This is a genomic window from Variovorax sp. Soil_C_39 (assembly GCF_057656815.1).
In genome coordinates this window covers 77,220-104,080 of sequence record NZ_JBDGJQ010000013.1, presented here as the reverse complement: position 1 = coordinate 104,080, position 26,861 = coordinate 77,220, and the positions used below count along the sequence as shown (strand labels likewise).

Below are 26,861 nucleotides of genomic sequence, written 5' to 3'. Positions count from 1 at the left end.
GTGAGCCGCCAGGCTCGCAAAGAGGGTGGGTCAATATTGGATGGAAATGCCGGGTCAGGATTGCATGGAACTCAACAGCGCGGCCGCACCTGGACCCTCACCTCACGCGGAGGCTTGAAGGAACTCGAGGCGTGATCTGCGAGGTTTGCGGCAGGCCAACCCGTGTGCTCGCCACCCGCGACGGGGAGCACGGGTCTGTGATGCGACGGCGCGAGTGCACGAACGAGCACCCACACCGATTCACGACGTTCGAGATCCCCGAAGCGCCTTTTCGAAACGTGGCGAAGCGGGTCGGCAGATACGCCTTAGGGCGAGAGCTGCGCCTTGCCTTGCGCCGCAGGGACGAATCGATCATCTCCGACCCTCGGCAATCGCGGGAGGTCGCCGCTGCCCACGGCATCCACCCCGCGCATGTCCGGCGGATTCGGCGGATGCAACTCTGACAGGAACCATGCCTCACCAACACGCAAGGGACGCCCTCCTCCGCGCACTCAGCGCAATGCGCTTACCCATCACCGCGCTGCAGCTCGCCGCGGTCGTAGAAACCGTTCTGGACCAGATCGAACAGGAGCTGCAGGACGCAGAGATGTTCCGTTGGATCTCCGAGAACGCGACGATCACCTGGGACACGAACTACGAGAACGCGCAGATCTGCTTCCCCCTCAAGGCCGACTTCTTTGACACGATCGAGGACGCGGTTCGTAAAGCGATGGGCGACGAGCCCGAGGATTCATGATGAACTTCAACGACACCACTTCGCACGAGCGCCAGGTGAACTGCACCGTGCCCCAGAAGGAGATGTTCCGCTTGGTGGCTGAACACGTCGCGAAGGAGGCGAACTTCGACCTCAACGCGCCGATCGGCGTTCGTGCTCGCGTTTACATCAGCGAGAGCAACCGCGGCAGCATCACGGGCTCCGTCGAGCGCAACGTGCGCGTGGAACTCACGCAGGACCTGCTGCCGACTGCTGGCCCTTCCCAGTACGAGTTCACCTGATGGGCAGCGTCGACCGTCGCCTCCGACGCGAGTTCGACTCGCACGTCGACACCATCATGGATCGCTCGTCCAAGGCTGCCGCCTATGCAGCCGACCCGCAGTGGAAGGTCCACGCCTACCACCGCTGGCTGGGTGAGCGCGACGATGTTTTCGTCGAACCCGACCCGGAGCCCGCCCTCTCTGGCTTCGAGCTCGAAGTCGAGTTGCGCGGGATCATCTCCTTCTGCGAAGACTTCCTTTGCGGCTTCGAGGACGACCGCGACCAGCAAGGCGTCGTCGAGACGCTCGAGCGAATCAGAAAACTGCCGCCGCTCTGACCGGCGCACCCCGACAACGTCAACGATACCGGCCACCTGCACAGGTCTGGCCAGCCTGACCCTGCTTGACTGAGAGACAAAGATCTCTACTGCGCGGACCTCTTGCGCAATCGGCGACCGCGGCCGAGACAAGAAGAGGTGGATGCCTTGAGCTGACATAGAGCAGCGCAGCGCGATATTGCGCTAGGGAGCACCCCCCTTACATGCGGACAAACATTGAACAACGCCAACGCACTCATCCGTGCTGAATTTCGTCAAGGCACCTGGGAGATCGTAGTCCCAGGCTCGAACCCTATCAGCGTCGACCAGATCCTCATGGACGTCGAAAGCTCGGGTGACGGATTCGCCGTCGGAACGGTACTCGCCGTCCACGGTCTTCCCCAAGACATCGTCGCCGACCTCCCGCCGCGCATGCTGCGCGCACTTGGTGTCGGCTTCCCCATCCGGATCTCCAACACGCCCCGAGGCTGCAGCCGCGTTCGCTGCGTCGCCGGCAAGAGCCGCACTGTGAGGGCCTGACACCATGTACGACTCTGACAACACCTACAGCTTCCTCGAGCGCCTCGGCGCAACCAAGAGCAAGAACGAGAAGTTGGCCATCCTGCGCGAGGCTGACGCAACGACACGCGACCTGATCCATCGCGCGATGAATCCATTCATCACCTACGGGGTCGCAAAGGTCGATGTCCCGAAACCCGGCGTGAACGCGCTTTGCGAAGGCCACATCGCGATGCTCGAGCGCCTTGCCTCGCGTGAACTGTCTGGCAACGCCGCGAAGCTCGCGATCAGCAACGCTATGGGATCACTCACTGCAGCGAGCCAGGAGGTCCTGAAGCGCATCATCACCAAGGATCTGAAGTGCGGCACCGGCACGACGCTGATCAACGAGGTCTGGCCCGGCCTCATCCCCAAGTTCGCCGTCCAGCTGAGCGAGGTCTACGAGCCCAAGCGGGTCACGCAATGGCCCGTCGGCTTCCAGCGCAAACTCGACGGCATGCGCGCCGTCGCCATCATCGACCCCGACAAAGGCGAGGTGAACATGGTGAGCCGCGAAGGTCGCCCGCTGCCCGCGCTCGAGCCCATCGCCGAGGTGCTGCGCTCCAAGCTGGAAATCTTCCGCCCCTGGCGCGAGAAGCCGATCTTCCTTGACGGCGAGGCCACGAGCGGCACGTTCAACGACACGGTGAGCCAGGTGCGGCGCAAGTCGAAGACCGCCGAGGACGCGGTGTTCAACATCTTCGACGTGTTCGGCCCGGGCGGTTCGACGATCGAGCTCTCGAGGCGACTCGAGCTGGTGGACTCCATCGTGACCGCCTACGACGATCCGCGCATCGGCCGTGTCCCGATGCAGCTCTGCTACTCCGACGAGGAGGTGCAAGCGGCCGTTAACGTGGAGTGGGATGCCGGCGAAGAAGGCGGCATGGTCAAGCGCCTCGACGCGCCCTACGAGCTCAAGCGCGGCTACAACTGGATGAAGATCAAGGGCTACGACTCGGCCGAGTTCGAGGTGCTCGGCGTGTTCGAAGGCACCGGCCAGTACGTCGGAACTGCCGGCGGGTTCATTGTGCGGCTCGAGAACGGCGGCGAGTGCCGCGTGGCGGGCATCACCGAAAAGCTGCGCGGCCTCATCTGGAACAACCCCGAGGTCATCGGCCGGCTCATCGAAGTCGGCTTCCACGAGCGCACCCCCGACGGTTCGCTCCGCCACCCCCGGTTCGTCAAGTTCCGGGATACCTTCACCGGAGAAAGGGAATAATCCTGCCCACAGCCACTGTCACGCCCCAACCCATCATGCGTTACTCGCCCCGCCCCATCGAAGACTACGGTCGCATCGCTGGCGGGAAGTTCATCGGGCCCCGAACGTCGCTCCTCCTCACGGAGGAGGTCGAGCGGTGGAACCTCGCGTTCCTCTCCTTCGACTACGACGCGCGCCCCGTGCCGCAGAACCCGCAGTTCACCTCCCTGGTGGTGAAGACTGTGGCCACGCGGCTGGACACTGGCGAGATCGACTACAACGCGAGCGGCCCCATGCTGGTCCGCAGCCTGCTCAAGCTGCCTGCACCGCAGTTCGTGAAGGTGATCGAGCTCCACTCGATCCTTGCACAGCTGCCGCTCTACAGGGCTCTTGGCGACGCATGGCTTGCGACCATCAAGGAGCGCAGCTGGCTGTGCTCAACCTCTGACGACGGCCCCGAACTCGAGGCTGACCCTCGCGCCGTCGCGGAAGCGCAGAAGCTCTTCGCCGCTCTCATGTCCCGACGATAGGTGACCGGCCCGGTCACCAACCCCTTCGAGCAGCTCACCAGGCTACTCGAAGCGGCCATCCACGGCCAGGATTTTCTTGGCCCGTCTCCACCTGCTCTCAAAGAAAACACCATGACGCCATACGAAGCGGTCAGGGAGCGATTCGTTTTTCCGTTCGAACTACGCCCCTATCAGGTCGAGGAGGTCAACCGACTCTCAGAAGGAAACATCGGAATCTTCCACTACTCCGGCGCGGCCGGAGACCAGGGCGACGGCCTGCACGCGGGTCACTACGACGAGCCTGGCACCGGCAAGACCGCGATCTCCACGCACCAGATGCTCTACCAGTTCGAGTTCCACGGCGTCGCACACTACATCGTGCTGATGCCGCCGATCTTGATCCCACAATGGGCGCGGTGGCTGCGGAGCATCACCCGCAAGGCGACTGGCAAACGCCTGACGGTGACCGAGTGGGTCGGCACGCCGGCGCAGCGCAAAAAGCTCGACACGACGAGCGAGTTCTTCCTCATGTCGTACCAGATGTTCAAGAACGACTGGGAGCGGCTGTGGGGTATCGCTGAAGGCAAGGTGGTCGGGCTCAACGCAGACGAGGGGCATGCGCTCAAGAACAACGAGTCGGCCAATCACAAGGCCTTCTACCAGTTCGTGGGCCATGAGCGACCACGCATGGTCCTGACCGGCACCCCGCTGACTAAGCCCGGCGACGCCTACGGGCTGTGCCGGTTGATCGCTCCAGGTCGGTATCGGAACCGTCGCCACTTCGAGCAGATCCACGCAGGCGATCGCGACGACTACGACAAGATCCTCACCTGGGAGAACCTCGATGTTCTCGCCGAGAGCATGCGGATCAACTCGAGCCGGATCCTTCGCCGCGAGGTTCAATCTCAGCTGCCGCCGGTCCAGTTCACGCCCATCGTCTACAAGCTCGACTCCGCCCATCAGAAGCTCTACGAGCGGCTGTCGGTGGAGAAGCTGCTGGAGTACGACGACGGGCGAGAGATCAATGCGATCAACGAGTCCGCGCTCTACGCGGCGCTGCAGCAGATCGTGGTGAACTGGGCCTACTTCGAGGACGACCCGGGCATGCGGCCGGCCATCCTCGATGTCATCGACGAGATCTTCGAAGAGATCGGCGAAGGCAAGAAGTTGGCGATCGCGGCGCACTTCGTGCGCTCGAACCAGACGCTCCTCGGTGCGCTGCAGAAGTACGGCGTCGTGGCCGTATACGGTGAGGTCTCAGCCAAGCAGAAGCAGGCGGCGATCTCACGATTCATCGACGACCCCTCGTGCCGCTGCGTCCTGCTGCAGCCCTCCTCCGCCGGATTCGGCGTGGACGGGCTGCAGCACGTGTGCAGCGACATGCTGATCGTCGAGGCGCCAACAACGGCGCCCCCGTTCTGGCAGGTGGTCGCTCGGCTTGACCGCGACGGCCAGAAGGATCCCGTCAACTGCCGGATTGCAATCGCCGACAAGACCGTCCAGGTGCGGATGTTCAAGAACCTGTTGGCCAACGATGCGCAGATCAATGCTGTGCAGCGTGGCTTCCAGGACCTGAAGGACGCCGTCCTCGGCAATGAAGAGGTGCCGCTCCAGATCGACGCGACCCAGCCGCAGGAGGCGGAGGTGGCCTAGCGGGCGGCTTTTTAGGGTACGCGGGGTGCGGGTTTGCGGAGTCAGAGATTGACCCCTAGAATCTGCAGCCTTCGGCGCGAAGACGCCGAGCAACCCCGCACAAAAATGAGCGCGGTGAGGCCTAGAGCCCTCCGCCGCTCAGCCCGATAAGAAGAAAAACAAAGTGGGCGCCAATGAGTTTTCTCTGGTATCAGAAGACAGGCGGTGAAGACGCCTGGGTGGAAGGCCTTGCCGAACACCGACAAAAGATCATCGCCGAGCTCCACCCCGCATTCGTGACGGTGCTCGACGCACACACCGCCCCCGACGCAACGTGGGGCCGTGAGGAATACTCGAAGATGAAGTACAGCGGCCCGCTGTACTTCGACTGGGATGCGGAAGACGTCAAGGAGACGATCCCCCAATTCCAGCTGTTCCTGGCCAAGTTCCAGGACGAACAGGGCGTGGACCTCAAGCAGTTGCGGCTGTACGCCACCGGCGGCCGCGGCTTCCACTGCGAGGTGCCCGAGGACGTCTTCATGCCGAAGGTGCCCCGCACCGGCGTGCAGAGCCTGCCCTACATCTACAAGGAAATGGCGCTCGAGCTGGTCGTGGACACGCTCGACCTACGCGTCTACACGGGGCGCAAGGGGCGCATGTGGCGCACCCCGAACATCGTTCGCAGCAACGGCAAATACAAGGTGCCGATCACGCTGGAAGAGGCGTTGCAGATGACGCCGGAACGCTACGACGAGATCTGCAGCGCGCCGCGCGCGGAACCCGAGCGTGCCGCCCCGACAACGGCAATGGGCCTGACGGCCCTCTACGTCAAGGCACAGCACAAGATCAACGAGGCGGTGAAGCGCCAGGCCAAGGCCGGCGTTGACACTGCGCTCCTGGCCAAGTTCAAGGGCGAGTTCCCCGCGACGATGCAGCGCATCATGGCCGGCGAAGGCATCATGCCCGGCACCGGCTTCCAGAAGCTATCGATGCAGCTGGCCATCGCCGCCAACGCGCTCGGCAAATCCGCGGACGAGCTGGTCGCGGCGGCCGAAGGCCTCTGCAAGACGCACTCGAGCGACTCGAGCCGCTACAACAGCCCGCGCAAGCGCAAGGAAGAGCTGCGGCGGATGTGGGACTACACGCACGACAACCCGTGCTACTCCTTCTCCGCCGGCGGCCTCCGCTCGCTGCTCGAGCCCGGCGCGCCCTCCGGCGATCTGGACGTCGTCGACCGTTCGCTCGAAGGCCACGTGCCGATGGACGACGAGGAGACGCTCACCGAGGAGCAGCAGGCCGAGATCGAGCTGGCCAACCGCGGCCAGATGGCCAACGTGATGATCCACCGCCAGGGCATCTTCCTTCGCGGGCCTGAGGGCCTCAAGCCGCTCAGCCACATCGCGCTGACCAAGCCAACCAGGCTGCTGTCCGCCGAGGACCGCATGCACATCGGATTCGAGTGCGACGTGCTCGCCGGCGGCGTGCGCCACTCCACCGCCTACGTCTCACTGGAGACGTTCAAGTCCCGCGCCAAGATGCACGAGACCTTCTCGAGCTACGGCGGGACCTTCATGGGAAACGACATTCAAGCAGGAGCAATCTTGACCGCACTCGACAGCGCCGCGAAGAAGGCCAATCGCGAGGTCTTCGTGGTGCACCGCGAGGGGCTGGACCTTGTCCAGAACCCGAACGTGACCGACCAGATCCAGCGTGACGTCATCTGGGCATCGCCCGACGGCGTCCTCTCTCACAACCCCGAGGTGAACTACCGCTTCCGCGCACGGCTCTCCAACGAGCCGGTGTACCGCAGCGACGTTCACGCCTGCCCGCCGATCGAGGGCACCCCCGATACGCGAGCATGGCTGCATCATCTCTTCCAGATCAACGAGCCGCTGGTCGTCGCCCAGATGGTCGGTTGGTTCGTTTCGACGCTGCACAAGCAGTTCTACCAGGAGGCAACCAACCAGTTTCCGCTCCTTCACCCCAACGGCAGCGCCGGCTCCGGCAAGACGCAGACCACCGCGCTGCTCGCCCGGCTCTGGCACCACACCACGAAACCCCTGCAGTACGGCTGCGGCGTCGCGATGACACCCTTCATGCTCAAGTCGGCATGCCAGGGCAGCGCTTCGATCCCGCTGATCCTGGACGAGTACAAGCCGGCCGAGCTCGGCCCGGTGCGCACCGACCTCCTGCTGCAGACGTTCCGGCTCTCCTACAACCAGGCGCGCGGCGCAACCGGTGGCATCTCCCGCGGCGGCGCCGCGAGCAGCTTCCGGGACGTGACCAACTTCGACTACAGCGCGCCGATCGTCTTCATGGCTGAGTCGCAGGAGACGCAGACCGCCATCGTGCAGCGCTCGCTGCCCGTCAGCTTCACCCAACGTGGAAAGGACACCCACTCCGAGCACTTCTACGCGGCTCAGGCCGGCGTCGACTACCTGCCCCGCCTTGGCGCGGCGCTGCTGCGCGCGGGAATGGTCGAGACAGTCGAGAGCCGCAAGCAGGCGCTGGCGCCACTCGTCAAGGACCTGCGCGCCTCGCTTGACCACTACGTGCACGACCGCCAGGTCTACAACTTGGCCGTCGTCCTAGCTGGTCTGAATTTCCTCGACGGCGTGCTGCAAATCATCTTCGGTGACGAGCTGCGCGCAGATCTGGATCGCCTAAAGGAGGCGGTCTACACCAACAAGCAGGAGATCGCAGCACAGGCAGTGAACGAAGCAGCAAAGGCGTTGAACGACATGTCGCTCATCAGCCGAACCGAGGCCCCCGACAGCGAGTTCGCCCTCCGCGAAGGTGTGGACTACCTGCACGGCGAAGGCTTCATCGAGATCTTGATGCGCGAGTCGTTCGTCAAGTACTTCGCATGGAACAAGAGAAAGGGGTTCAACGCCCTGTTCTCCAGTGCAGATGCATTCATCGTGGCGATGGCCAAGTTCGACGCCACGATCGACAAACTTTGCCTCAACTCTCCGCTTCGGAAGGGTGGGCAATCAAGGATCTACCGGTTCAGCCTTGAACGGCTGGCGGCAGAAGGCGTCGAGATGTTCCGCCAAGGGCGGGACTGATCGACAGACAAGTGTGTAAATCGACTAGGAAAAAAACCATGGCACTCAAGAAGCCCGCATTCGAAAACGAACCCACCAACAACGCCGCAGATGCCGCCGCTGACACCGGCGCAGACACGGCCGTGATGGAGCGCTCGACGCCTTCGAATGCGAACCCCGCAGCGGAAGCTGCCGAAACGCCGGTGGCCGCCGCCACCGAAGCGCCCGCCGCTGCCTCGACCGCTCCCGCGATCGTGAAGGCGGTCAACACCGCCGTCGGCGCGGTGAACGACGCGGCAGCCCGCGCAAAGGCCTTCCAGAAGGAGGTGGAAGCCATGAAGGACGCGAGCGACTTCTCGTTCGGCAACTACCGCGTCTTCAAGGGCAACAACGGCACGATCATCGAGTCGAACGGTGATAAGGCCGACCTCGGCCGCTGGGCTCAGGTCCGGATGATCTCCTGGGCCGAGCACTTCGAGATCTCGCCCGGCGAGCAGTCGGCCTCGACCAAGGACTTCGTCGCCTACTCCAAGGACGGCAAGGTCATCGACTCGGTCATCGGCGACGAGCTGAAGGGCTGGGCGGGCAAGCCCGTTGCCGACTACGTGAAGCACCTGCAGGACGAGGAGGACTTCTCGGGCGCGAAGTGCCGCCGCTTCGTGGACGTGGGCGGTGCGCTTCTCTCGTGCGAGAACGCCGACGAAGGCCCGATCGGCACCGTGATCCAGATCACGCTGAGCGAGTCGTCGATCCCGGCCTTCAGCCGCTACCAGCAGGAGCTGAACGACAAGGCGCGCTGCGTGGCCATGGGCATCCCGGGCTTCAAGCTGCCAGATGACCCGTTCACGCTGTTCTTCGTCCGCGAGCTTGCCTCGAAGGGCAACAACAACTGGACGAAGCTGAAGATCCTCGGCGCGCTGCCGGCGAAGATCTGATCTCGCAGTGAACTCAGGGGGCCTTCGGGCCCCCTTCACACGAGCATGAGCTTCCCCGACAACGTCCGCTTCTTCGTGGCGGACACGGAAACCACTGGCGCCGGGCCCGAGGACAAAGTCTGCGAGTTGGGATGGATCGAGATCGACGAGAACATGAACGTGCTCTCCGAGGTCCAGAGCCTGATCGACCCGCAGTACATGATCTCGCCCAGCGCGTCAGGCATTCACGGCCTGACCAACGCCGACGTCGAACAGGCGCCGACGATCGAGGAGTTCTTCAGCGTCGACGACCCGAGCTGCTACGGCCGCAAGGTCACCGACCCGATCGTCCTCATCGGTCACCGCATCTCGTTCGACTACCGCTTCCTGTCGCCCTACATCAACGTGACGCAGGAGCTGTGCACGCTGAGGTGGGCGCGCAAGCTGTACCCGCACGCCGACGACCACAAGCTGTCGACGCTGATGTTCGCCCTTGGCCTCCCGCGGCCCGAAGGCGCGCACCGGGTGATGTCCGACATCTACTCCGCCTTCCACCTCGCGAAACACCTTTGCGAGCGGACCGGCATGACCATCCGACAGCTTGCCGAAGCGAGCATCGCGCCCATGGAGGTGGCGATGATGCCGTTCGGGAAGCACAAGGGGCAGCCGATGTCCCAAGTGCCGAAATCGTATATCCGCTGGGCCATGGACAACTTCAAAGACCTGGACGCCGATTTCGTGCATACTTTTCAACTCGCTCTCAATAAAAAGAAAAATAATGAGCAATCAACTGCAGGCGCAGGAGCCTAGCTATCCCGCATTCGTCCGCAAGCTGTTCAACCGCAGCGGCGACCCCTCCAAAGACTTCGCCCACGCCGTGCTCGGCATCGCGACGGAGAACCACGAGCTTCTCAGCGCAACCGATCGCGTGAATGCGATCGAAGAAATCGGCGACGCCGAGTTCTACGCAGTGGCCCTTCAGCAGGTCATCGAGGACCGCTGGCAGCACCCGCTGGAGATGGCCGCGCTGGAGGACGTCATCCGGGAGGATGTCGAGGTCATCCTCGGCTCGACCGAGCCCTTCGCGCTGCTCCAGGACACCACGAACGAGCTTCTCGACCACGCGAAGCGCTGGGTCGGCTACGGGCGCGCACCCGAGCGGCTCGAGGCCTCCTACACGCTGGCGATGGTTGCGCAGCGCGTGGCCCGCGAGCTCAGCCTCGTGAAGCACGCCGACGCCACCCAGGCGCACATCCGATCCGTGAACATGGCCAAGCTGCTCAAGCGCTACCCCGGTGGCGACTTCGACCAGTTCCGAGCCTTGCAACGCGACCTGGGTGCCGAGCGTGCGACTCTGGAATCTGCCGTCCTGGGCTGATCCTAAGAAGGCCCTCCAGACGCTGAACCGCGCAGCCGTTGACGGCGGCGTCGCTTCAGCGGTGAAGGAGCGCGCGCGGGAGCTTGGCCGCAAGCCACTCTCTAGCGTGCTCCTGCCCGGCTTCCACCTCTTCGAGGGCCCCTGCCCCGTCGCCCCCTACAGCTGGCTGCTGCCGAAGCCCAAGGGCGACGTGCAGGATCTGCTCGGCCTATGGGAGGCGTATGTGGATCAGGACCTCGGCGCGCGCTATAGCCGGCGGTCACCGCTCGAGGCGATCCAGCGCGACCGCTTCGTCTTGGGGCCGGCAGCCTTCAAGCGCGTCTTCGGCGGACCGCGGCACCCCCGCGATTGGGCGCAGCCGGCGGCAATGATCATCGCCCTCGCGCAACACCTGGAAGGCCAGGAGAACCTGCAGTTCACCCTCTCGAACGCAGCGTTGATGCACGAGCGCACGCTGCAGCTGCGAATGCACCTGACCGGCTACATGCTCGAGGTGAGCCACCGCGGCATCTTCTCGAACATGCACCGAAAGGTGATCGCACCGCGCTACCAGGCCTCCGACGCGAAGCTGGAAGGCCTGTGCATCCGTCCGCTGCGATCGGCGCACCCGCTTGCCGTTGCGCTGATGGAGAACGAGGACACCCCGCACGCTTGTCTGCAGGCCGCCAACGTGGTGCTGCGGGCAGTCCGGCAGGGTCTGCTCGATGAGCAAGACGTGAGGCTCTCAGCTGGCGCGGCGCCGCGCGCGGCGAGAGAAGAGGCGGTCGTGGCAGCGCTACAGCTGCTGGACCGCGAAAAGAACCTGCGCCTGGTGTACGACAAAGTCGTGCCCCGCGTGGTTTCTGCAGCGGAGTTCCGAAGTCTCTTCGGGAACCCATTCAGAGGTGTCTCAGCGCCGCGGGCCGACACGGTCGACAAGTGGCGGGCCCACCTCTACTCGCTCGTTCCATAACAAGAAGAAGAACAAAAATGGACCAGACAAACGAACAAAAGGTAGCGGCCGCCAGGCAGAAGCAGGCGGCCGTTGCCGAGACCATCCGTGCCGTGCAGGGTGAGCAGTACCTCGAAATCACGTTCGCACTCGCCGGCATCCTGATGCTGGGCCGTGCGCTCGCCATCGTGGGCCACGCCGAGACCTCCAGGCTCCTTACACAGCAGGCCCTGGTCAACGCCTTCAAAGCGTTCGGGGTCGAGGAGGACGAACAGCTGACGGCGAGCCTCGGAAAGGACGCCCTCTCGCTGGCCGAAGTCAGCTACGTGCCGGCGACCTGATGCAGACCCGACGCGGCTCCCTCGTCGAGGTGGTGAGCGGGACTGCGGTCGCCTTCGCCATCTCCCTGATTCTCCAGCACTGCGTGGTCGACCCTCTGTGGGACCTGAACACGTCGTTCTTCGAGAACTTGAGCATCACGGTGCTCTTCACCGTCGTCAGCGTGGCTCGCAGCTACGTCTGGCGCCGCTTCTTCAACTGGCTCCAAAACAAAAACAACAACAGCCATGTCACTTCAAGGAATCACCGGTAAGGCCTACAGCGGCAAAGACACCTTCGGCGAGGCATTCATCCGCGCGGGTTACCGCCGGATCTCGTTCGCAGAGCCGCTCAAGGAAGCAGTCGCCATCATCGCCGGCGAGCCAACGCACCTCTATCACACAGCCGAGGGCAAGGAGGGCTTCTCCCCCGTCCTGAATTGCACGCGGCGCCACGCCCTTCAGGCGGTCGGCAAGGGTGTGCGCGATGTGCTCGACCAGGACATCTGGGTGCGACGCGCGCTGGACGCGTGGGATCGAATGGGCCGACCCAACGCCGTCATCACGGATGTTCGCTACGACAACGAAGCGGATCTGATCCGGCAGTACGGCGGCACGGTCGTGAAGATCGAACGCCCCAACAAGCAGCAGGGCCTCGAAGGCGCTGCCGCGCTGCACGAGTCCGAGCGCGGCATCAGCGAGCACCTGATCGACATCGTCATCGTGAATGACGGGACGATCGGCGAGCTCCACGCCGAGGCGCGCAAGCTCATCGATGCGGTACCAGCCGACGGAGGTCTCTGATGGCCGCCGAAGCCGACAACCTTGACAGGGCTGCGGACCTCACCCGCGCGCGGACGGACACGCAGATCGCCGCGGTGCGGAGCTTGGCCGCTCCCGAGCAGATCCAGAACTCCGACGGCACCTGGCCCGAGACCGAGTGCGTCGTGTGCGGCGTCGACCTCGGGAAGCGGGCGGAGCTCGGGAAGATCCGCTGCGTTCACTGCCAGGGCCAGATCGAAGCGAGGGGCGCGCGATGGCCAAGGTGAACCCCAACTCCAAGGCATCCAAGTTGCGGCGCGCCAAGGCCCTGCTAGAGGCCCTGCTGCGCGCCCCGAAGACCCAGGCTGGCCTGATCGCCGCCGCGCGGACCAAGGGCGTCACCCGCAACTTCGTCTACGGCTGGCTGACGAACGCCCTGCAGACGGCTGTCGTCGTGAAGCACAAGAGCACCGACCCACCGACCTTCCAGCTCGCCGCGACCGCGGCGACAGAACAACCCTCCGTCGGCGACTACCCCCCGTGGCTCGAGCCGCGGGGTCTGCCGGCATTCACCGGCAGGACCGCCTTCATCGGCGGTGCGCGCCGAACGCGAACCGCAAAGGAGACCACATGCGCTTCAACATCGACCATCTGATCATCGACGGCAACAGCTACCTGAACTCCGCCCTGCTGAAGGGCACCGACCACGACGACGGCTACAAAGTCAAGACCGAAGACGGCAAGGAGGTGCAGGTCAACGGCGCCGAGTACGGCGTCGAGAACTTCTTCGACAAGGTCACGGCCGACATCGAACACTTCGAGGTCGCACCGCGCAAGATCATTCTGGTCTGGGACGGCAAGAACGCCAAGATGCGCCGGCGCGCCGTGCTGGCTCGCTACAAGGAGGGCCGCGACAAGATCGAGGAGGTCAACGTCGAGCTGAACAAGGCCCGCGAGATCTGCACTCAGATGATGCTCGACCTGGGCGCCACCGTGATGCAGCAGAAGGGGATGGAGGCCGACGACGTCATCGGCTACCTCACCAAGACCCTCCCGGGGTGCAAGGTCGTCGCCACCAACGACGGCGACCTGAGCGTGCTGGTGGACGAGGTGACCGACACCCACGTCTGGCGCCTCGGCGAGCTCAACAAGCAGCCCTACGGGCCCTTCCCGCACCGCTACATCACGCTGTACAAGGCGCTGGTCGGGGATTCGGGCGACAAGATCCCCGGCGCGGCCGGGTTCGGCGATGCGAAGTTCGTCGACCTGGTGCGGATCTTCGGCATGGACGGCCTCGAGCTCATGCAGGACTTGATCCTGACCGGCAAGCTGGCGCGCCTGCGCGAGGACGTGGCCGACTTCGCTGCCCTGCAGAAGATGATCGACGGCGCCGACCAGGTCGCGATCTCGTGGCGCTGCGCGGAGCTGCACGTCGAGGACGTGAACACGCTCCACAGCCCCCTGGAAATCCAGGCCGGCATGGTGAAGACCTGGGCGTCGCTGCCCGACGACCGCCGAGCCACCAGCCTGCGCCGCTTCTACGGCACCAACACGCTGGTGCACGCCGCGAACTACGACGAGGTGAAGGCCAAGCTGGCCGCGCGCTTCGCCGAGTCGCCGTTCGTCGCGCTCGACATCGAGACCTCGTCGACCGAAGAGTCCGACGAGTGGGTGGCGGCAGTGGCCGACGCAATGGACAAAGACGAGAAGCTGGACGCGCTGGGCCACGAGCTCACCGGCGGATCGCTGACCTTCGGCGACAACACTCAGCACACCATCTACATGACGGTGGACCACCTGGAGACGCCTGACCACAAGAATCTCACCAAGGACCAGTTCCGCGAGGTGGTCGAGCTGATCCCGTCGGACAAGATGCACACGGTCATCCACAACCGTGCGTTCGAGTTCAACGTCCTGTACCGAACTTTCGGCGAGGCTTGGAAGGACAACGGCTGGGGCGGCTTCGTGCCCAACGCGATCGACACCCAACTCGGCAGCTCCTACGTCAACGAGAACCTGCCGCTGGGCCTGAAGGATCGCAGCGCGACCCACCTGGGCTACAAGCAGACCACGTACGAGGAAGTGACCACGATGCGCGGCAAGGTGGGCTCCCTTTCGGGTGGCGTCGTGAAGTCCGTCTACCCGGTCGAGCTTGTGCCCGCCGTCATGGCCCCGAACCCGAAGTCGACCGAGAAGAAGCCGCTGAAGGACATCATCGTCACGCCGGCGGTGACCGAGGACTGGGAGCTGCGCGAGTACAAGATGAACCAGCTGACCGCCCAGCACGTGCTGAGCTACGGCTGCGACGACACGATGTGCACGGCCGCGCTGCACACCTACTACCGGCTCGTGATGGACATCGAGGGAACCTGGGACGTGTACCTCGAGGTCGAGCAGCGCCCGCAGTACCTGACCAGCCTTGCCAACCTGCAAGGTGTCAAGATCTCGATGTCCAAGCTCAAGGAGCTCGAACGCAAGGACGATGAGCGCTACGCCGAAGGCTGGGCGACGCTTCGGAAGTTCCTGCTGGCGCGCGGCTGGGAAGGCACCATCTGCCCCGAATTCGAAGGCAGCCTCGAGCTCTCCGACGTGAAGCTGGCCGCCGGCATCATCCAGGCCGGCGAAGAGTTCACGACCAAGAAGCGCAAGCACAACGCGATGGCCGCGGACCTGCGCGAGCAGTTCCCCGACAACGACGTGGCTAGCGTGCTGGCCAACTTCGTCGAAGCGGACGATGTCCAGGGCGTGAACAAGCTGGTGCGCGAGCACTTCACCGGCGAGCCGCAGATCAACTTCGGCTCGCCGAAGCAGATGCAGAACCTGTTCTACAACGTCATGGGCATGACGCCGCGCTCGTTCAATTCGCTGACCGAAAAGCAGCGTGAGATTCCGGAGATGGCGGCAGCATTCCGCAAGCTGCGATCGATCCAGGACGGCAAGCTCACGATGGCCGAGCTCGACCCCGCCGAGCGTGCCATCCTCGTGTCGAAGGCTTCAACGGACGACGACCTGATCGAGTTCGCGCTCGCCAAGGACCCGCTGACCGACGAGGTGCGTGCTGCATTGAAGGCCTACCAGTCGGTGCGCTCGGTGATGACCCGCCGCAGCCTCTTCTACAAGACCTACAAGGCGCTCCCGCACTGGCGCACCGGCCGCATTCACAGCGCCATGAACCAGTGCCAGGCGGTGACGCGTCGCTACTCGAGCAGCGGACCCAACCTGCAGCAGCTGCCGAAGCTGGACGAGGACGGCTCGCAGTTCCGCGGGATCATCCAACCGCACAAGCCCACGGCCGTCATTGTGTCGTGCGACTTCTCCGGCCAGGAGCTTCGGCTGATGGCGCACTACTCGGGCGACGCCAACCTGACGGCCTGCTACGTCGGGGACGACCTGAAGGACGTGCACAGCTTGACGGCGGCGGCCGCTGCGATTTACCTGTGGGGCAAGCCTCTCACGTACGCCGAGTTCTTCCCGATGCTCGAGTCCTCGGACCCGCAGCAGAAGTCCGCTGCGAAGCTGCTGCGAGGCGACGCTAAGACGGTGAACTTCGGCACGCAGTACGACATGCAGGCCGCGGCACTCTCGATCAAGATGAAGGTCGAGGAGCCGGTGGCTCAACAGTTCATCGACGCGAAGGACCAGGCGTTCCCCGGCATCGAGATCTGGAAGGACTCGGTGCGCCAGGAGGTGGAGGAGCTCGGCTTCGCAACGACGCTGCTGGGTGCGCGCCGACATCTGCAGGAGGTGCTGCGCAGCGACAACCGCTGGGAGCGCGCGAAGGCTGGCCGGCAGGGCCCGAACTTCAAGATCCAGGGCTCGGGCGCCGAACAGTCGAAGCTGTCCATGGGTTCGATGTGGGACCTCGGCCTGTTCACCGGCAAGTACGACGCACAGTTCATCGCGCCGATCCACGACGAGTGCGTGGCCAGCGTGGACGCCGCCGACCCCGAGCACGCCCTTGCATTCATCAAGGAGTTCCACGGGTGCATGGCGCAGCCCTACGGCGGCATGACCATCCCGGTCGTGTCGTCGATCTCGATCGGGCCGGACTTCAAGCACCAGATCGAGTGCGGCGACTTCTTCGACGAGGCCGCGATCCGCGCAGCCTTGGCGAAGATCTTCAGCAAAGAGGAGGTGGCAGCTTGAAGCTCGAAGACATCAAGATCGGAGTGAGCCCGCTCACCGACCGGGTCTATCTCGGCACGGTGAGCAAGCGCGACCCGGGCGCGTGGTTGCAGAAGCGCGACGCTGTGAGCGACTTTTGCGCTGCCCTGTTCGCCTGGGTTCCGCCAGGTCAGGTGCGAGTCATCGACGCAAGCAGCGGGGAGCGCTACGAGATCGAGGTGAGGAAGGTGGCCGCCACATGACCGAAGTTCGCATGCCGCTTTGTGAAGACATCTGCCTCTGGGCAGACGGCACCTGGTGCTACTGGGAAGAGCTCGAACGCATGTCGCACATGAGCGACGACTACGAGATCATCGCCTGGGACTCTCATCGAGCCGAAGAGATCGTCAATGGCTGACCGCAATGTGCTGACCGCGCCGGTCAGCGTCTGCTTCGACCCAGAGACTCACCCCGCCCCGCGCGGCGTGACTCTCTGGGTCGTCGGGCCGGGTGGATCCGGCTACAAGGGGCATTGGTACGAGGGCGCCATCGCCTGGGCGTACCTACCCCAACCTCCTGAGAGCGTGAAGGCACGCCAGGACCAGCGCACAAAACAACAACAAGAAAACGAGCGCAACCGTGACCAACACCATCATTCCGAGCTTCCGGAAGAGCAAGTTCGCTGACCGGGGCAAAGAGGCCGAGAACGCGGCCAACAATTACCTCTCGCTGTGGGCAGGGGGGCATGCCAACCGCGAGTTCAACCGCCTTGTCGACTCCAAGGCCGCGGGACGGATCATCAAGGCCTCGAAGGCGGACTTCGAGTTCTTCTACAGCCCCACGAACGGGAGCTTCTCCTTCTTCGGTCTGCTCGAAGTGAAGGAGACCGAGCACGAGTACCGCCTCGCGCGATCCAAGGTCTCGCAGATGCCGAGCTTGATCAAGCGCATGAAGTGCGGCGGCACCTGCCACGTGCTCGTGCACCACAGCACCCTAAAAAAGTGGCGTTGCATCAACGCTGCCTGGTTGCGGGACAACGGCGACAAGGGCAGCTGGAACATCGGGCAGTTCCCTACCTTCGACACGGCGGGCGAGGCCCTGCGCCAGACCAACCTGCTGCTGTGGTCGCTGTGAATCGCAAGCACGCCCCCCTAAATGCAGGCGACGTGTTCTGCCGCCTCACGCTACGTGATCTCATACCGCCGTCGCAGGGCCGACATCATTCGCATTGGCTGTGTCAGTGTGAGTGCGGGACGACGACGTTAGTGACTGCGACCCGGCTCCGCACCGGCGAAACCAGATCGTGCGGCTGCCTACGGAAGGAGTTGGCGGCCAAGCGTCACACGACGCACGGGCAGTCGCTAGACCCGCTCTACAGCACTTGGCTGGGTATGCGCGGCCGGTGCAACAACCCTAAGTTTCGCTCATACAAGTGGTACGGAGCTCGCGGGATCAAGGTCGATCCTGCCTGGGATGACTTCGCAGCGTTCAAGCGTGACGTTGGCCCGCGGCCGAGCTCCCAGCACACGCTGGACCGGCGCGACAACAACGGCCCGTACGCGCCCTGGAATATCCGATGGGCAACCCCAGGGGAGCAGCGCCTGAACCAGAGACCCCGGGGAGTGCGCCATGGCTGAAAGGTACTGCCCCTATGGACAGCACTTCGTCGCCGACGAGGGCTTCCGCATCGTCGTCGACGTCCGCTCGAACACCAAGCGCGGCATGTGCCCAGCCTGCCAGGAGAAGCGTCGCCAGCCGCGCGCCGCGCTGCAGGCCCTCGCGGATCGCGATCGATCCGAGCGCGCCGCCAAGTCTCAACGCATCGCCGCGGAAGCGCGCGAAAGGAATTCCAATGCGAACCCTGATCATCAATGACCTGCACCTGGGCGTGAACCGCTCGGGCGGCACCACCCTCGCCTCTCTCACGGCGCTCCGCGAGTACGGGCACACGAAGCACCGAGACCTCCTGGGCCTGGCCAATGACGGTGACACCGTCGTCGTCAACGGAGACCTCTCGGACGTCTACGACATCCCGCTCGGACAGGCGATCGAGATCTACACCGTTGTCGGGGAGTTCCTGCGCGCGCAGCTGAACTCGCGCCTCGTCTGGGCCGTGGGCAACCACGACTTGAGCAAAGACTCGAGCAAGCTGGGCACGGTGGCCTTCCTGGGCGCCCTGCTCGAGGCGCAGTTCCCCGGCCGGTTCCAGCTCCTGGACAAGCCTGGCTTGCTCGGCAGCGACACCTACATCATCCCGCACGTGGCGAACCAGGAGATGTTCGACATGGAGCTGACGCGCATCCCGACGGGTGTCACCTCCGTGCTGCTCCACTGCAACTACGACAACGAGTTCGCTGGCGCGATGGACCACTCGCTGAACCTGTCGCGCAAGCAGGCGAAGGCGCTCAAGGACCGCGGCATCACCATGGTGTTCGGTCACGAGCACCAGCAGCGCGACCTCATGGGCGGCGCCGTGGCCATCGTGGGCAATCAGTTCCCTAGCTCGGTGAGCGACTGCCTGAACAACGAAACGAAGCGCTGCGCGGTGATCGAGGACGGCCGGCTCTCGTTCATCCAGACCTGGTCGCGCGACGACAAGGTCGGCTACTTCAAGGAGGTCGACTGGCGCGATGTCGCCAGCTTCATCCACGAGCCGAGCGGCTTCATCCGCGTGGTCGGCAACGCCAAGGGCGAAGAGGCAGCCGAGATGATCAAGGCGATCTCGACGCTGCGATCCAAGAGCGAGGCGTTCGTCATCACCAACGCAGTGCAGGTCGAGCAGGCCGAGGGCCTGGGCGAGATCGCCTCTAGCGTCGAGGACGTGCGCAGCGTGAACGTGATCGACCTGCTGCTCGAGCTGGTCACGCCCGAGCAGGCGCGCGTCATCAAGCAGCTCACCGGCCGCGAGGTTGAGCCCGAGATCGCCCAAGAAGAAGAACACGAGGACGCAACCGCATGACCGCAAAAATCATCGCTCATTCCATCTCGCCCGCCGGCAAGGAGATCGTCACCTTCCAACTCGCCTACTGGCGCGCCATCCACGGCGAACTGAAGACGCACCGCGCGTTCTCGACCAGTTCAATGTCCTCGCGCGCCGTGCCGGTTGCAAGGATGATCGCGCAGGTGCGCGACGACCCATTCATCCCGAAGCACATCGGGCGCAACACTGGCGGCATGCAGGCTCACACCCCGCTGTCCGCGGAGGAGCGAGAGAAGGCCATCAGCATCTGGCGAGGGGCCGCGCTAGAGGCAGCCGACGCCGCACAGATGCTCGATGAGATCGGCGTGGCCAAGCAGATCGCGAACCGGGTTCTTGAGCCTTTCCAGGTCATGCACACCGTGGTCACGGCAACGGAGCTGGACAACTTCTGGGCGCTGCGTCGGCACCCGGACGCCGAGCCGCACTTCCACGACCTTGCCGATGAGATGTTCGCCGCGCTGGCGAAGTCCGGCGCGGTGGAGCGCGGCGGCACCGCATGGGACGAGTCGTCGTGGCATCTGCCTTACGTCTCGGACGCTGAGCGCTCCGCCAACAGCCCTGCCACGCTGTTGCGGCTGAGCGCAGCGCGATGCGCTCGTGTCAGCTACCTCAACCACGACAGCAGCGCACCGAGCGTGGAAAAGGATCTGGCGCTTTTCGACCGACTGGCCGGCAGCGCGCCGATACATGCGTCGCCGCTGGAGCACCAGGCCCTGCGTCAGTTCCGCGCCGACTCCTCCAGTCGCAATCTCCGCGGCTGGCTCCAATTCCGCGAGGTCTTCGAAGAGGACATCGCCGTCATGAAGGCCCTCACTCATGCTTAACAAGATCATCCTCACCAACTTCCAGCGTCACCGCCACCTCGAGGTGGTGTTCAACGCCGGCATCAGCGCGCTGCGCGGCTCGAACGAGGCCGGCAAGTCGACCCTGATCCGCGCGATCTGCTATGCGCTTTTCGGCGCGAAAGCGCTCCCGATGTCGCTTTCCGAAGCCGTGACCTGGGCCGAGCCCGAAGCGTCGCTGAAGGTGCTGCTCGAGTTCGTCGTCGACTCGGTCGTCTACACGATCAAGCGCGGCAAGTCCGGCGCCGAGATCACCTACGACGGCGGCATCGTCACCGGCCAGAACGAATGCACGGCATTCGTGGCCAAGCTGCTGAAGGCGGACGCGGTCAGCGCCTCGCGACTCATGCTGGCCAACCAGAACGAGATCCGCGGCGCGCTCGAGAAGGGCGCGGCCGAGACCACGAAGCTGATCGAGCAGCTCGCGGAGTTCGACCAGCTCGACAACCTCATCGAGACGATGGAAGGCACGCTTACGCTGGGCAGCCCGAAGGTGGCGGAAGCCGCCATCGCCAACGCCGAGATCCAGCTCGACCAGGCGCGCGCCGAGGCCACCCCCGTCGACGTCGAGGCCTACGACCGGGAGATCACCGACCGGCAAGCGGAGCTTGCCGCTGCCGAGAAAGCTCTCGCAGACCTGGACAAGGAGATCCTCGACCTGCGGGCTCGTGCTAACGCGCTCCTTGACCAGGCTAAGGAGCGCGCCGCGGCGGAGGCCGCCGTCTCCGCCGCCCAGGGGCGGCTGGATCGTGCCCGCGCGAAACTGGATCAGGCCCGAGGCGTCGCAGAGCCGCCCGCCGTTGACCTGGCCGCCCTGCGCGCCCGGCTTGCAGAGCTGGCCCAGGTCGGAGTCGTGCGCGCGGCCCGCGCCGAGCTGGCCAATTTCCTGGGGGAGCCCGCTCGAGCGCAGGACGATCGCTACGAGGGGACGATGACTTCGCTGACCGAGGAGATCGCCCAGGCCCGCACGCAGGAGCAGCGCGCGAGCCGCGCCCGCGAAGACAGCCGACTGGCGGCAGAGCGCGCCGAAGGCAAGATCTCGACCGGTAGCTGCTCGACCTGCGGGCAGGACATCAGCCACCTGCCGGAAGTCGCCGCGCGCAATGCGGGGTTCACGGAGACGGCGCGCGCGGCGCGCGCCGCGGAGATCGACGCCACCCGGCAGCAAAACGAACTGCTCGTCTACCTGTACCAGCTTGAAGCGATCCTAAAGGAGTCCCGGCCGCGCGTCGACGCGATCAATCGGCTCGGCCAGTACGTCAAGTCTGCCGACGCCCTCCTGCCGCCGACTCTCGAGTGGATCGGCGGCGAGATCCCCGACGATGTCGGCGCCGAGGTGCAGCGCATCAACGCGGAGATCTCCGCGTACGAGAAAGCTCGGCGCGCTTTCGACATCGCCTCCGGCCAGGCGGATGCCGCCGTGCAGGAGGTGACCGCGCACGAGGAGGATCTCGACGCGGCCCGCACGCGGCTCGAGGCGCTGCCCGAGGTCGATCCCCTGCCGGCGCAGCGCGCTGCAACCGACGCGCAGAACCGCCGAGCTTCGGTCGCCGACGAGGTCCGCCGATCAGACCGGGCCCTGGACGGCGAGACCCGCGGAAAGCAAGCCGCGCTCGAGGCCTACCAGCGCGCCGTGAACGCCGCGGACATGGCCGAGCGCACGCTTGTGGCCCGCCGCAAGGAGTTGACCGAGCTGGCCTTCAACAACGGCCTGCTGAAGGCGGTGCGCGCGGCGCGCCCGGTCATTGCCGACAAGCTGTGGAACCTGGTGCTGGCCGCGGTCGGCAAGTACTTCTCGGAGATGCGCGGCGTGAAGTCGCGCGTCACCAAGGACTCGGACGGCTTCAAGGTGGACGGGCACACGGCCACGACGTTGTCGGGGTCGACGCTGGACATTCTGGGCCTGGCCATCCGCGTGGCACTGACGCGCACGTTCCTGCCCACGGCGCCGTTCCTCGTGCTCGACGAGCCGGCGGCGGCCATGGACGGCGAACGCACCGAGCTGATGCTCGGCTTCCTGGTGACCTGCGGCTTCCCGCAGACCTTGCTGGTGACCCACGAGGACATCAGCGAGTCAGTCGCCGACAACGTGATCACGATCTAATGACCGCTGGGCGCGCTCATTTTGGTGTGAAGCGCTTGCCAGCTGGCGAGCAGCGTGGAGCTCTTCACCCCGTAGCTGGTCGGGTGCGCCGTGACCTCAAGCGAGATCCCGGCATTCGCAACGACAGGAGCGGAGTAAGCACCCTGGCCGATGCCAAGTATCCAGACTCCGCGCGGCCGATGCGCGCGAAGGATCCCGGCAAGGCGACTTGCGGCTTGCTCGTAGTCGGCCGGCCGAGGTCGGAAATCACGGGTGGCCCCGACCCGCTGAACGAAGTTGGTGAACATCACGCCGCTCCAGAACACCTGCCTGGGTTGCTGACACGCGTTCGCAAGACGGGTGTACAGCGGGTCTTTCACCTTTCCCTCCAGATAGGCCCGAATGTATCCATCGTCCGTGACCAAGTCCTCGGGATAGTCGCCGTACCACGACTCTCCAAGAATAAAGACGCCCCTGACGTTGAATTGCGGTCCTATCCAGATCTTCTCGGAATTCATCGCAGTTCCATGCTTGGCCAGCTCGGCAGGGACTGGGATGCTAGCGCGAGATTTCACATTCACCCTACCCAAACAAGAACAAAAGTAAACGGGTTCTCACAATGGAAAACACAGTTCTATTGACACCAGCGAGATTCGTGACGGTGCGGCTGGCGGCGACCTTGACGGGTCTCACACCAAAAGCCATCGATCGCAAGCGCGAACGCGGCATCTGGCTAGAAGGCAAGCACTGGCGCAAAGTGGACGGCAACGTCCTCATCGACATGAAGGAATACGAACGATGGGTCGAGAAGGCAACGGCGTAGAGCCGCGTGGGAAATCTATCCGGGTGAATTTCACCCTGGACGGCGCCTGGGAACGCGTCACGTTGAAGATGCCGCCGACGACGGCAAACATGCGGTACGCAGAAAAGCTGGTGATTCGCGTGCGGCAGGCGATCGCCAAGGGCACCTTCACCTGGGCGGACTGGTTCCCCGACGCGCGGCAGGCGAAAAAGGCAGCCGAACCGGAGCGCAATTTCGGCCAGTGGTGCGACCTCTGGTTCGAGACCAAGGGGCAGCTGGCCACCAAGACCCTTGTCCAGTACCGCAATGCGCTGGGGGTCTGGAAGGGCCTGTTCGGCGCCGAGACGCCCATGAGGAAGCTGGACCACGCTGTGGTTGCCGCCAAGATCGGGAAGGAGCCGTGGGCGTCAGCGAAGCTCCTCAACAACTACCTCATCGTGCTGCGCGGGGTCTTCAAGCTGGCTGGCCGGACGCTGAAGACCGACAACCCCATGGACGGAATCGAAAACAGCAAGCACCAGGCGCCGAAGCCCGACCCGCTCAGCCCGGCCGAGATGGAACAGATCCTGACCTACATGAAGCGGAAGCTCGACGTGCGCGCCTGGGCCTACTTCGAGTTCGCCTTCATGACCGGCATGCGGCCCGAGGAGCTGATCGCGCTGCGCTGGGGCGACGTCGACTGGAACAGCGGCAGCATTCGGGTGGAGCGGGCCAAGACCACCGGTGAGGAGAAGCCGCTGAAGACTTACAACGCGCGCGATGTGGATCTCGTGGAGCGCGCGCTTGCGGCGCTCGAAGCGATGAAGCCGTGGACCTCCGTTGGCGCCGAGACCGAGCAGGACAAGGCGCAGGGCCGCTACATCTTCGAGAACCCGATCACCGGACGCCCCTGGCACGACGAACGCAGCCAGCGGGATACGTTCTGGCGCCCGACCCTGCGCGCCTGCGGCATCCGCTGGCGGCGGCCGTATCAGACGCGCCACACCTACGCGACGAACGCGCTGCGCGGCGAAGTGAACCCGACGTACGTGTCCCGGCAGATGGGGCACGCGAACGCCAAGATGCTGTTCACGGTCTATGCGAAGTGGATCGATGGTGCCGACCGAGGCCGCGAAAGGGCCAAGCTCGAGGCAATGTTGAAGGGAGAAGAAATCTCCCCTAAATCTCCCCGAGAGCCTGAAGACTGGTCTTCTTCAGAGGGGAAACTTGGTAGGCGCGATTGGACTCGAACCAACGACCCCCACCATGTCAAGGTGGTGCTCTAACCAGCTGAGCTACGCGCCTAAGGATGTGTCCGAGAAGCCGCTATTGTAGCAGGAGAAAACACTGTTTTTCAGCGGCGGCGTGCAGATCGCACGCCGGCCACTGCCGTCACTGCCCCGAGCACCTGTGCAAGCCGGGCCGCGTCGGTGATCTCGACGGTGAACGTCATCCATGCCGTGCCCTTGACCGATTGCGTCTGCACGCCGATCACATTCATCTTCTCGCGCGCGAACACATCGGAGATGTCGCGCAGCAGGCCCTGCCGGTCCGACGCTTCCACCGCCACGTCGACGGCATACATCGGGGACTCGCCGCCCTTCGTGGCGCCCCACTCGACGTCGATCACGCGCCCGATGTCGCGCGAGGCCATCATGCGAAAGTTGCTGCAGTCGCTGCGGTGCACGCTCACGCCGTGGCCACGCGTCACGAAGCCGCTGATGGCATCGGGGGGTGCCGGCTTGCAGCACTTTGCAAGCTGCGTCATCAGCGACGAAACACCGACCACCAGCACACCGCCCTTGCCCGACTTTTCGCTGGCGCGCGGCTTCTTGAAGTGCACGCCGTCGTCGGGGTTGGGCGCAGGCTCGGGCGGACGCAGCAGCATCTCGATGTTGCGCAGCGAGAACTCGTCCTTGCCCACCACTTCGAACAGCTGGTCCGCCGACTTGAATCCGAGCTGCGACGCGAGGTCTTCGAGCCGCGTCGCGGTCTTGCCTTCGCGCTGCAGCAGCTTCTCGACCGCCTCGCGTCCGCGCGCCACGGTCTCGTGCGTGATCTGCGCATTGAACCAGGCGCGCACCTTGGCGCGCGCTCGGTGGCTGGCGAGATAGCCCAATTCGGCATTCAGCCAGTCGCGCGAAGGGCCGCCTTCCTTGGCCGCGATGATCTCGACCGTCTGGCCGTTCGACAGCGGCGTGTTGAGCGGCACCATCGCGCCGTCCACGCGCGCACCGCGGCACCGGTGCCCGAGCGAGGTGTGCACGGTGTAGGCAAAGTCGACCGCCGTAGCGCCCTGCGGCAACTCGACGATGGCCGCATCGGGCGTGAGCACGTAGATCCGGTCGTCGAAAAGCCCCTGCCCCTGCAGCCCGCCCGAGAGATCGCGCTCCCAGGCCAGCAACTGCCGCAGCACGGCGATCTTCGCGTCGTACTCGCCGCTGGCCCACACGCCCGCATAGCCCTTGTGGCCCGCTTCCTTGTAGGCCCAGTGCGCGGCGACGCCGTGCTCGGCATGGTCGTGCATTTCCTCGGTGCGGATCTGGATCTCGATCGGCTTGCCGGGCTTGCCGTCGACGAGTTCGCGCACCACGGTGTGCAGCGACTGGTAGCCGTTGGGCTTGGGCCGCGCGATGTAGTCGTCGAACTCCTCGTCGATCGGCTCGAAATGCGAATGCACCCAGGCCAGCGCGGCGTAGCAGTCCTTGACGTCGGGCACCACCACGCGCAGCGCGAGGATGTCGAACACCTGCCCAAAGTCGAGCGACTTGCCGCGCATCTTCTTGACGATGCTGTAGATGTTCTTCGGCCGGCCCTGCACGGCGGCGCGCACACCTTCGGCCTGCAGTTCGTTTTCGAGCTGCGAGCGCAGCTGCTCGACGTGGCCCTCGCGCTCGACGCGCTTCTCGTCGAGCAGGCGCGCGATCAGCTTGTAGGTCTCGGGCTCGAGAAAGCGGAACGAGAGGTCTTCGAGCTCCCACTTGACCTGCCAGATGCCGAGGCGGTTGGCGAGCGGCGCGAACACCTGCAGCGACTCGCGCGCCACGCTCTCGGGCGCCGGCCGCTTGCTGGCCGCCGCATGCCGCAGCGTCTGCAGCCGCGACGCCAGGCGCAGCATCACCACCCGCAGGTCGCGCGAGAACGCCAGCAGCATCTTGCGCACGTTCTCGGTCTGCGCGGCACCGGCGCCTTCGCCCAGGTGCTGCCCCTGCGAAGCCGAGCGCGCCTGCTCCTGCACCCGCACCAGCTTGGTGGTCTCGACGGCCAGCGCCGCGAAGTTTTCGCCGAACACCTTGGCGATCACTTCCTGCGGGCGGTTGAGGTGCGGGCAGGCATACACCAGGTAGCTCGCTGCCTGCATGGCCTCGGAGCCGCCCATCTTCGCGACGATCGCCGCCACCGCGTCGGCATGGGAGAGCGTGTTCTCGCCGGTGTCGAGGGTTTCGTCGGCGATCAGCGGCTCGGCAAATGCGCGCGCGCGCGCCAGCATGTTCGCCATCACCGGCGTGCGGTCGGCCGTGGCGGCGGACAAC

General features: G+C 64.7%; 30 protein-coding genes, 1 tRNA gene and 1 pseudogene. 29 read left to right on the top strand and 3 right to left on the bottom strand.

Features of this window, described 5'->3' with window-relative positions:
* Positions 1–131: 131 nt before the first annotated feature.
* From AC3A6J_RS24785 to AC3A6J_RS24655, 27 genes are all read left to right on the top strand, one after another.
* Positions 132–443 carry an NrdR family transcriptional regulator gene (locus tag AC3A6J_RS24785; RefSeq protein WP_487862660.1) on the top strand — a complete coding sequence of 104 codons (312 nt, stop codon included), beginning with the start codon at positions 132–134 and terminating at the stop codon, positions 441–443.
* 56 nt (positions 444–499) lie between these two features.
* Positions 500–736: a hypothetical protein gene (locus tag AC3A6J_RS24780; RefSeq protein WP_487862659.1), complete on the top strand. Its 237-nt coding sequence runs from the start codon at positions 500–502 to the stop codon at positions 734–736.
* On the top strand, positions 736–996 hold the full coding sequence (locus AC3A6J_RS24775; RefSeq protein WP_487862658.1) for a hypothetical protein: 261 nt from the start codon (positions 736–738) through the stop codon (positions 994–996). Before AC3A6J_RS24780 ends, AC3A6J_RS24775 begins: the two co-directional genes overlap by 1 nt.
* Positions 996–1,313, top strand: a complete 318-nt coding sequence (locus tag AC3A6J_RS24770) for a hypothetical protein (protein ID WP_487862657.1) — start codon at positions 996–998, stop codon at positions 1,311–1,313. The genes AC3A6J_RS24775 and AC3A6J_RS24770 overlap by 1 nt, the downstream gene beginning before the upstream one ends.
* A gap of 216 nt (positions 1,314–1,529) precedes the next feature.
* Complete coding sequence (locus AC3A6J_RS24765; RefSeq protein ID WP_487862656.1) at positions 1,530–1,832, top strand: hypothetical protein; 303 nt, start codon at positions 1,530–1,532, stop codon at positions 1,830–1,832.
* Positions 1,833–1,836: 4 nt separating this feature from the next.
* A complete protein-coding gene (locus tag AC3A6J_RS24760; RefSeq protein ID WP_487862655.1) occupies positions 1,837–3,069 on the top strand; it encodes an ATP-dependent DNA ligase in 1,233 nt (410 codons plus the stop codon).
* Positions 3,070–3,104: 35 nt separating this feature from the next.
* A complete protein-coding gene (locus tag AC3A6J_RS24755) occupies positions 3,105–3,578 on the top strand; it encodes a hypothetical protein (RefSeq protein ID WP_487862654.1) in 474 nt (157 codons plus the stop codon).
* Positions 3,579–5,210: an SNF2-related protein gene (locus AC3A6J_RS24750; protein WP_487862653.1), complete on the top strand. Its 1,632-nt coding sequence runs from the start codon at positions 3,579–3,581 to the stop codon at positions 5,208–5,210.
* 173 nt (positions 5,211–5,383) lie between these two features.
* A complete protein-coding gene (locus tag AC3A6J_RS24745) occupies positions 5,384–8,257 on the top strand; it encodes a hypothetical protein (protein ID WP_487862652.1) in 2,874 nt (957 codons plus the stop codon).
* Positions 8,258–8,295: 38 nt separating this feature from the next.
* Entirely contained in the window at positions 8,296–9,171 is an 876-nt protein-coding gene (locus AC3A6J_RS24740) for a hypothetical protein (RefSeq protein WP_487862651.1), read from the top strand.
* Positions 9,172–9,216: 45 nt separating this feature from the next.
* Complete coding sequence (locus tag AC3A6J_RS24735) at positions 9,217–9,960, top strand: 3'-5' exonuclease (protein ID WP_487862650.1); 744 nt, start codon at positions 9,217–9,219, stop codon at positions 9,958–9,960.
* Positions 9,929–10,528 (top strand): nucleoside triphosphate pyrophosphohydrolase family protein, encoded by a 600-nt coding sequence (locus tag AC3A6J_RS24730; protein WP_487862649.1) that lies wholly within the window; start codon positions 9,929–9,931, stop codon positions 10,526–10,528. The genes AC3A6J_RS24735 and AC3A6J_RS24730 overlap by 32 nt, the downstream gene beginning before the upstream one ends.
* Entirely contained in the window at positions 10,497–11,480 is a 984-nt protein-coding gene (locus tag AC3A6J_RS24725; RefSeq protein ID WP_487862648.1) for a hypothetical protein, read from the top strand. The genes AC3A6J_RS24730 and AC3A6J_RS24725 overlap by 32 nt, the downstream gene beginning before the upstream one ends.
* Before the next feature lie 17 nt (positions 11,481–11,497).
* The gene (locus tag AC3A6J_RS24720) at positions 11,498–11,800 is read left to right on the top strand and encodes a hypothetical protein (protein WP_487862647.1); all 303 of its coding nucleotides are present in this window, start codon (positions 11,498–11,500) and stop codon (positions 11,798–11,800) included.
* Positions 11,800–12,051 (top strand): DUF7220 family protein, encoded by a 252-nt coding sequence (locus AC3A6J_RS24715; protein ID WP_487862646.1) that lies wholly within the window; start codon positions 11,800–11,802, stop codon positions 12,049–12,051. The genes AC3A6J_RS24720 and AC3A6J_RS24715 overlap by 1 nt, the downstream gene beginning before the upstream one ends.
* Entirely contained in the window at positions 12,026–12,580 is a 555-nt protein-coding gene (locus tag AC3A6J_RS24710; protein ID WP_487862645.1) for a deoxynucleotide monophosphate kinase family protein, read from the top strand. The genes AC3A6J_RS24715 and AC3A6J_RS24710 overlap by 26 nt, the downstream gene beginning before the upstream one ends.
* Positions 12,580–12,825, top strand: coding sequence for a hypothetical protein (locus tag AC3A6J_RS24705; protein ID WP_487862644.1), 246 nt, complete (start codon positions 12,580–12,582; stop codon positions 12,823–12,825). The genes AC3A6J_RS24710 and AC3A6J_RS24705 overlap by 1 nt, the downstream gene beginning before the upstream one ends.
* Positions 12,813–13,193 (top strand): hypothetical protein, encoded by a 381-nt coding sequence (locus AC3A6J_RS24700; RefSeq protein WP_487862643.1) that lies wholly within the window; start codon positions 12,813–12,815, stop codon positions 13,191–13,193. The genes AC3A6J_RS24705 and AC3A6J_RS24700 overlap by 13 nt, the downstream gene beginning before the upstream one ends.
* Positions 13,169–16,684, top strand: coding sequence for a DNA polymerase (locus AC3A6J_RS24695; protein WP_487862642.1), 3,516 nt, complete (start codon positions 13,169–13,171; stop codon positions 16,682–16,684). Before AC3A6J_RS24700 ends, AC3A6J_RS24695 begins: the two co-directional genes overlap by 25 nt.
* On the top strand, positions 16,681–16,905 hold the full coding sequence (locus AC3A6J_RS24690; RefSeq protein ID WP_487862641.1) for a DUF7446 family protein: 225 nt from the start codon (positions 16,681–16,683) through the stop codon (positions 16,903–16,905). The genes AC3A6J_RS24695 and AC3A6J_RS24690 overlap by 4 nt, the downstream gene beginning before the upstream one ends.
* Entirely contained in the window at positions 16,902–17,060 is a 159-nt protein-coding gene (locus AC3A6J_RS24685; protein ID WP_487862640.1) for a hypothetical protein, read from the top strand. Before AC3A6J_RS24690 ends, AC3A6J_RS24685 begins: the two co-directional genes overlap by 4 nt.
* Positions 17,053–17,328, top strand: coding sequence for a hypothetical protein (locus tag AC3A6J_RS24680; RefSeq protein ID WP_487862639.1), 276 nt, complete (start codon positions 17,053–17,055; stop codon positions 17,326–17,328). Before AC3A6J_RS24685 ends, AC3A6J_RS24680 begins: the two co-directional genes overlap by 8 nt.
* Positions 17,282–17,776, top strand: a complete 495-nt coding sequence (locus AC3A6J_RS24675; RefSeq protein WP_487862638.1) for a hypothetical protein — start codon at positions 17,282–17,284, stop codon at positions 17,774–17,776. Before AC3A6J_RS24680 ends, AC3A6J_RS24675 begins: the two co-directional genes overlap by 47 nt.
* A 495-nt stretch (positions 17,777–18,271) precedes the next feature.
* Positions 18,272–18,517 (top strand): hypothetical protein, encoded by a 246-nt coding sequence (locus AC3A6J_RS24670; RefSeq protein ID WP_487862637.1) that lies wholly within the window; start codon positions 18,272–18,274, stop codon positions 18,515–18,517.
* Complete coding sequence (locus AC3A6J_RS24665; RefSeq protein ID WP_487862636.1) at positions 18,495–19,601, top strand: metallophosphoesterase family protein; 1,107 nt, start codon at positions 18,495–18,497, stop codon at positions 19,599–19,601. The genes AC3A6J_RS24670 and AC3A6J_RS24665 overlap by 23 nt, the downstream gene beginning before the upstream one ends.
* A complete protein-coding gene (locus tag AC3A6J_RS24660) occupies positions 19,598–20,446 on the top strand; it encodes an FAD-dependent thymidylate synthase (protein WP_487862635.1) in 849 nt (282 codons plus the stop codon). The genes AC3A6J_RS24665 and AC3A6J_RS24660 overlap by 4 nt, the downstream gene beginning before the upstream one ends.
* Positions 20,439–22,568, top strand: a complete 2,130-nt coding sequence (locus tag AC3A6J_RS24655; RefSeq protein WP_487862634.1) for an AAA family ATPase — start codon at positions 20,439–20,441, stop codon at positions 22,566–22,568. Before AC3A6J_RS24660 ends, AC3A6J_RS24655 begins: the two co-directional genes overlap by 8 nt.
* Here AC3A6J_RS24655 and AC3A6J_RS24650 read toward each other — a convergent pair.
* Positions 22,565–23,065 carry a hypothetical protein gene (locus AC3A6J_RS24650; RefSeq protein ID WP_487862633.1) on the bottom strand — a complete coding sequence of 167 codons (501 nt, stop codon included), beginning with the start codon at positions 23,063–23,065 and terminating at the stop codon, positions 22,565–22,567. The two genes, AC3A6J_RS24655 and AC3A6J_RS24650, sit on opposite strands and share 4 nt — an antisense overlap.
* A 101-nt stretch (positions 23,066–23,166) precedes the next feature.
* Between AC3A6J_RS24650 and xisR the strand changes: the two genes are divergently transcribed.
* Positions 23,167–23,370 (top strand): excisionase family protein, encoded by a 204-nt coding sequence (gene xisR / locus AC3A6J_RS24645; protein ID WP_487862632.1) that lies wholly within the window; start codon positions 23,167–23,169, stop codon positions 23,368–23,370.
* Positions 23,346–24,371: pseudogene (locus AC3A6J_RS24640) on the top strand (tyrosine-type recombinase/integrase); the annotation flags it as partial. The gene xisR and the pseudogene AC3A6J_RS24640, both read left to right, overlap by 25 nt.
* A 185-nt stretch (positions 24,372–24,556) precedes the next feature.
* Here the strand turns inward: AC3A6J_RS24640 and AC3A6J_RS24635 are convergent.
* Positions 24,557–24,633, bottom strand: a tRNA-Val gene (locus tag AC3A6J_RS24635).
* Between the two features lie 49 nt (positions 24,634–24,682).
* Positions 24,683–26,827 carry a RelA/SpoT family protein gene (locus AC3A6J_RS24630; RefSeq protein WP_487862663.1) on the bottom strand — a complete coding sequence of 715 codons (2,145 nt, stop codon included), beginning with the start codon at positions 26,825–26,827 and terminating at the stop codon, positions 24,683–24,685.
* Between the last annotated feature and the right edge of the window lie 34 nt (positions 26,828–26,861).

Excerpts from the sequence above, each read along its gene's own strand:
- AC3A6J_RS24670 (WP_487862637.1), top strand. The coding sequence starts at position 18,272 with ATGGCTGAAAGGTACTGCCCCTATGGACAGCACTTCGTCGCCGACGAG.
- AC3A6J_RS24760 (WP_487862655.1), top strand. The coding sequence starts at position 1,837 with ATGTACGACTCTGACAACACCTACAGCTTCCTCGAGCGCCTCGGCGCA.
- AC3A6J_RS24715 (WP_487862646.1), top strand. The coding sequence starts at position 11,800 with ATGCAGACCCGACGCGGCTCCCTCGTCGAGGTGGTGAGCGGGACTGCG.
- AC3A6J_RS24735 (WP_487862650.1), top strand. The coding sequence starts at position 9,217 with ATGAGCTTCCCCGACAACGTCCGCTTCTTCGTGGCGGACACGGAAACC.
- AC3A6J_RS24775 (WP_487862658.1), top strand. The coding sequence starts at position 736 with ATGAACTTCAACGACACCACTTCGCACGAGCGCCAGGTGAACTGCACC.
- AC3A6J_RS24655 (WP_487862634.1), top strand. The coding sequence starts at position 20,439 with ATGCTTAACAAGATCATCCTCACCAACTTCCAGCGTCACCGCCACCTC.
- AC3A6J_RS24630 (WP_487862663.1), bottom strand. The coding sequence starts at position 26,827 with ATGGCGAACATGCTGGCGCGCGCGCGCGCATTTGCCGAGCCGCTGATC.
- AC3A6J_RS24695 (WP_487862642.1), top strand. The coding sequence starts at position 13,169 with ATGCGCTTCAACATCGACCATCTGATCATCGACGGCAACAGCTACCTG.
- AC3A6J_RS24680 (WP_487862639.1), top strand. The coding sequence starts at position 17,053 with ATGGCTGACCGCAATGTGCTGACCGCGCCGGTCAGCGTCTGCTTCGAC.
- AC3A6J_RS24780 (WP_487862659.1), top strand. The coding sequence starts at position 500 with ATGCGCTTACCCATCACCGCGCTGCAGCTCGCCGCGGTCGTAGAAACC.
- AC3A6J_RS24665 (WP_487862636.1), top strand. The coding sequence starts at position 18,495 with ATGCGAACCCTGATCATCAATGACCTGCACCTGGGCGTGAACCGCTCG.
- AC3A6J_RS24740 (WP_487862651.1), top strand. The coding sequence starts at position 8,296 with ATGGCACTCAAGAAGCCCGCATTCGAAAACGAACCCACCAACAACGCC.
- AC3A6J_RS24660 (WP_487862635.1), top strand. The coding sequence starts at position 19,598 with ATGACCGCAAAAATCATCGCTCATTCCATCTCGCCCGCCGGCAAGGAG.
- AC3A6J_RS24650 (WP_487862633.1), bottom strand. The coding sequence starts at position 23,065 with ATGAATTCCGAGAAGATCTGGATAGGACCGCAATTCAACGTCAGGGGC.
- AC3A6J_RS24730 (WP_487862649.1), top strand. The coding sequence starts at position 9,929 with ATGAGCAATCAACTGCAGGCGCAGGAGCCTAGCTATCCCGCATTCGTC.
- AC3A6J_RS24705 (WP_487862644.1), top strand. The coding sequence starts at position 12,580 with ATGGCCGCCGAAGCCGACAACCTTGACAGGGCTGCGGACCTCACCCGC.
- AC3A6J_RS24685 (WP_487862640.1), top strand. The coding sequence starts at position 16,902 with ATGACCGAAGTTCGCATGCCGCTTTGTGAAGACATCTGCCTCTGGGCA.
- AC3A6J_RS24755 (WP_487862654.1), top strand. The coding sequence starts at position 3,105 with ATGCGTTACTCGCCCCGCCCCATCGAAGACTACGGTCGCATCGCTGGC.
- AC3A6J_RS24700 (WP_487862643.1), top strand. The coding sequence starts at position 12,813 with ATGGCCAAGGTGAACCCCAACTCCAAGGCATCCAAGTTGCGGCGCGCC.
- AC3A6J_RS24710 (WP_487862645.1), top strand. The coding sequence starts at position 12,026 with ATGTCACTTCAAGGAATCACCGGTAAGGCCTACAGCGGCAAAGACACC.
- AC3A6J_RS24720 (WP_487862647.1), top strand. The coding sequence starts at position 11,498 with ATGGACCAGACAAACGAACAAAAGGTAGCGGCCGCCAGGCAGAAGCAG.
- AC3A6J_RS24745 (WP_487862652.1), top strand. The coding sequence starts at position 5,384 with ATGAGTTTTCTCTGGTATCAGAAGACAGGCGGTGAAGACGCCTGGGTG.
- xisR (WP_487862632.1), top strand. The coding sequence starts at position 23,167 with ATGGAAAACACAGTTCTATTGACACCAGCGAGATTCGTGACGGTGCGG.
- AC3A6J_RS24770 (WP_487862657.1), top strand. The coding sequence starts at position 996 with ATGGGCAGCGTCGACCGTCGCCTCCGACGCGAGTTCGACTCGCACGTC.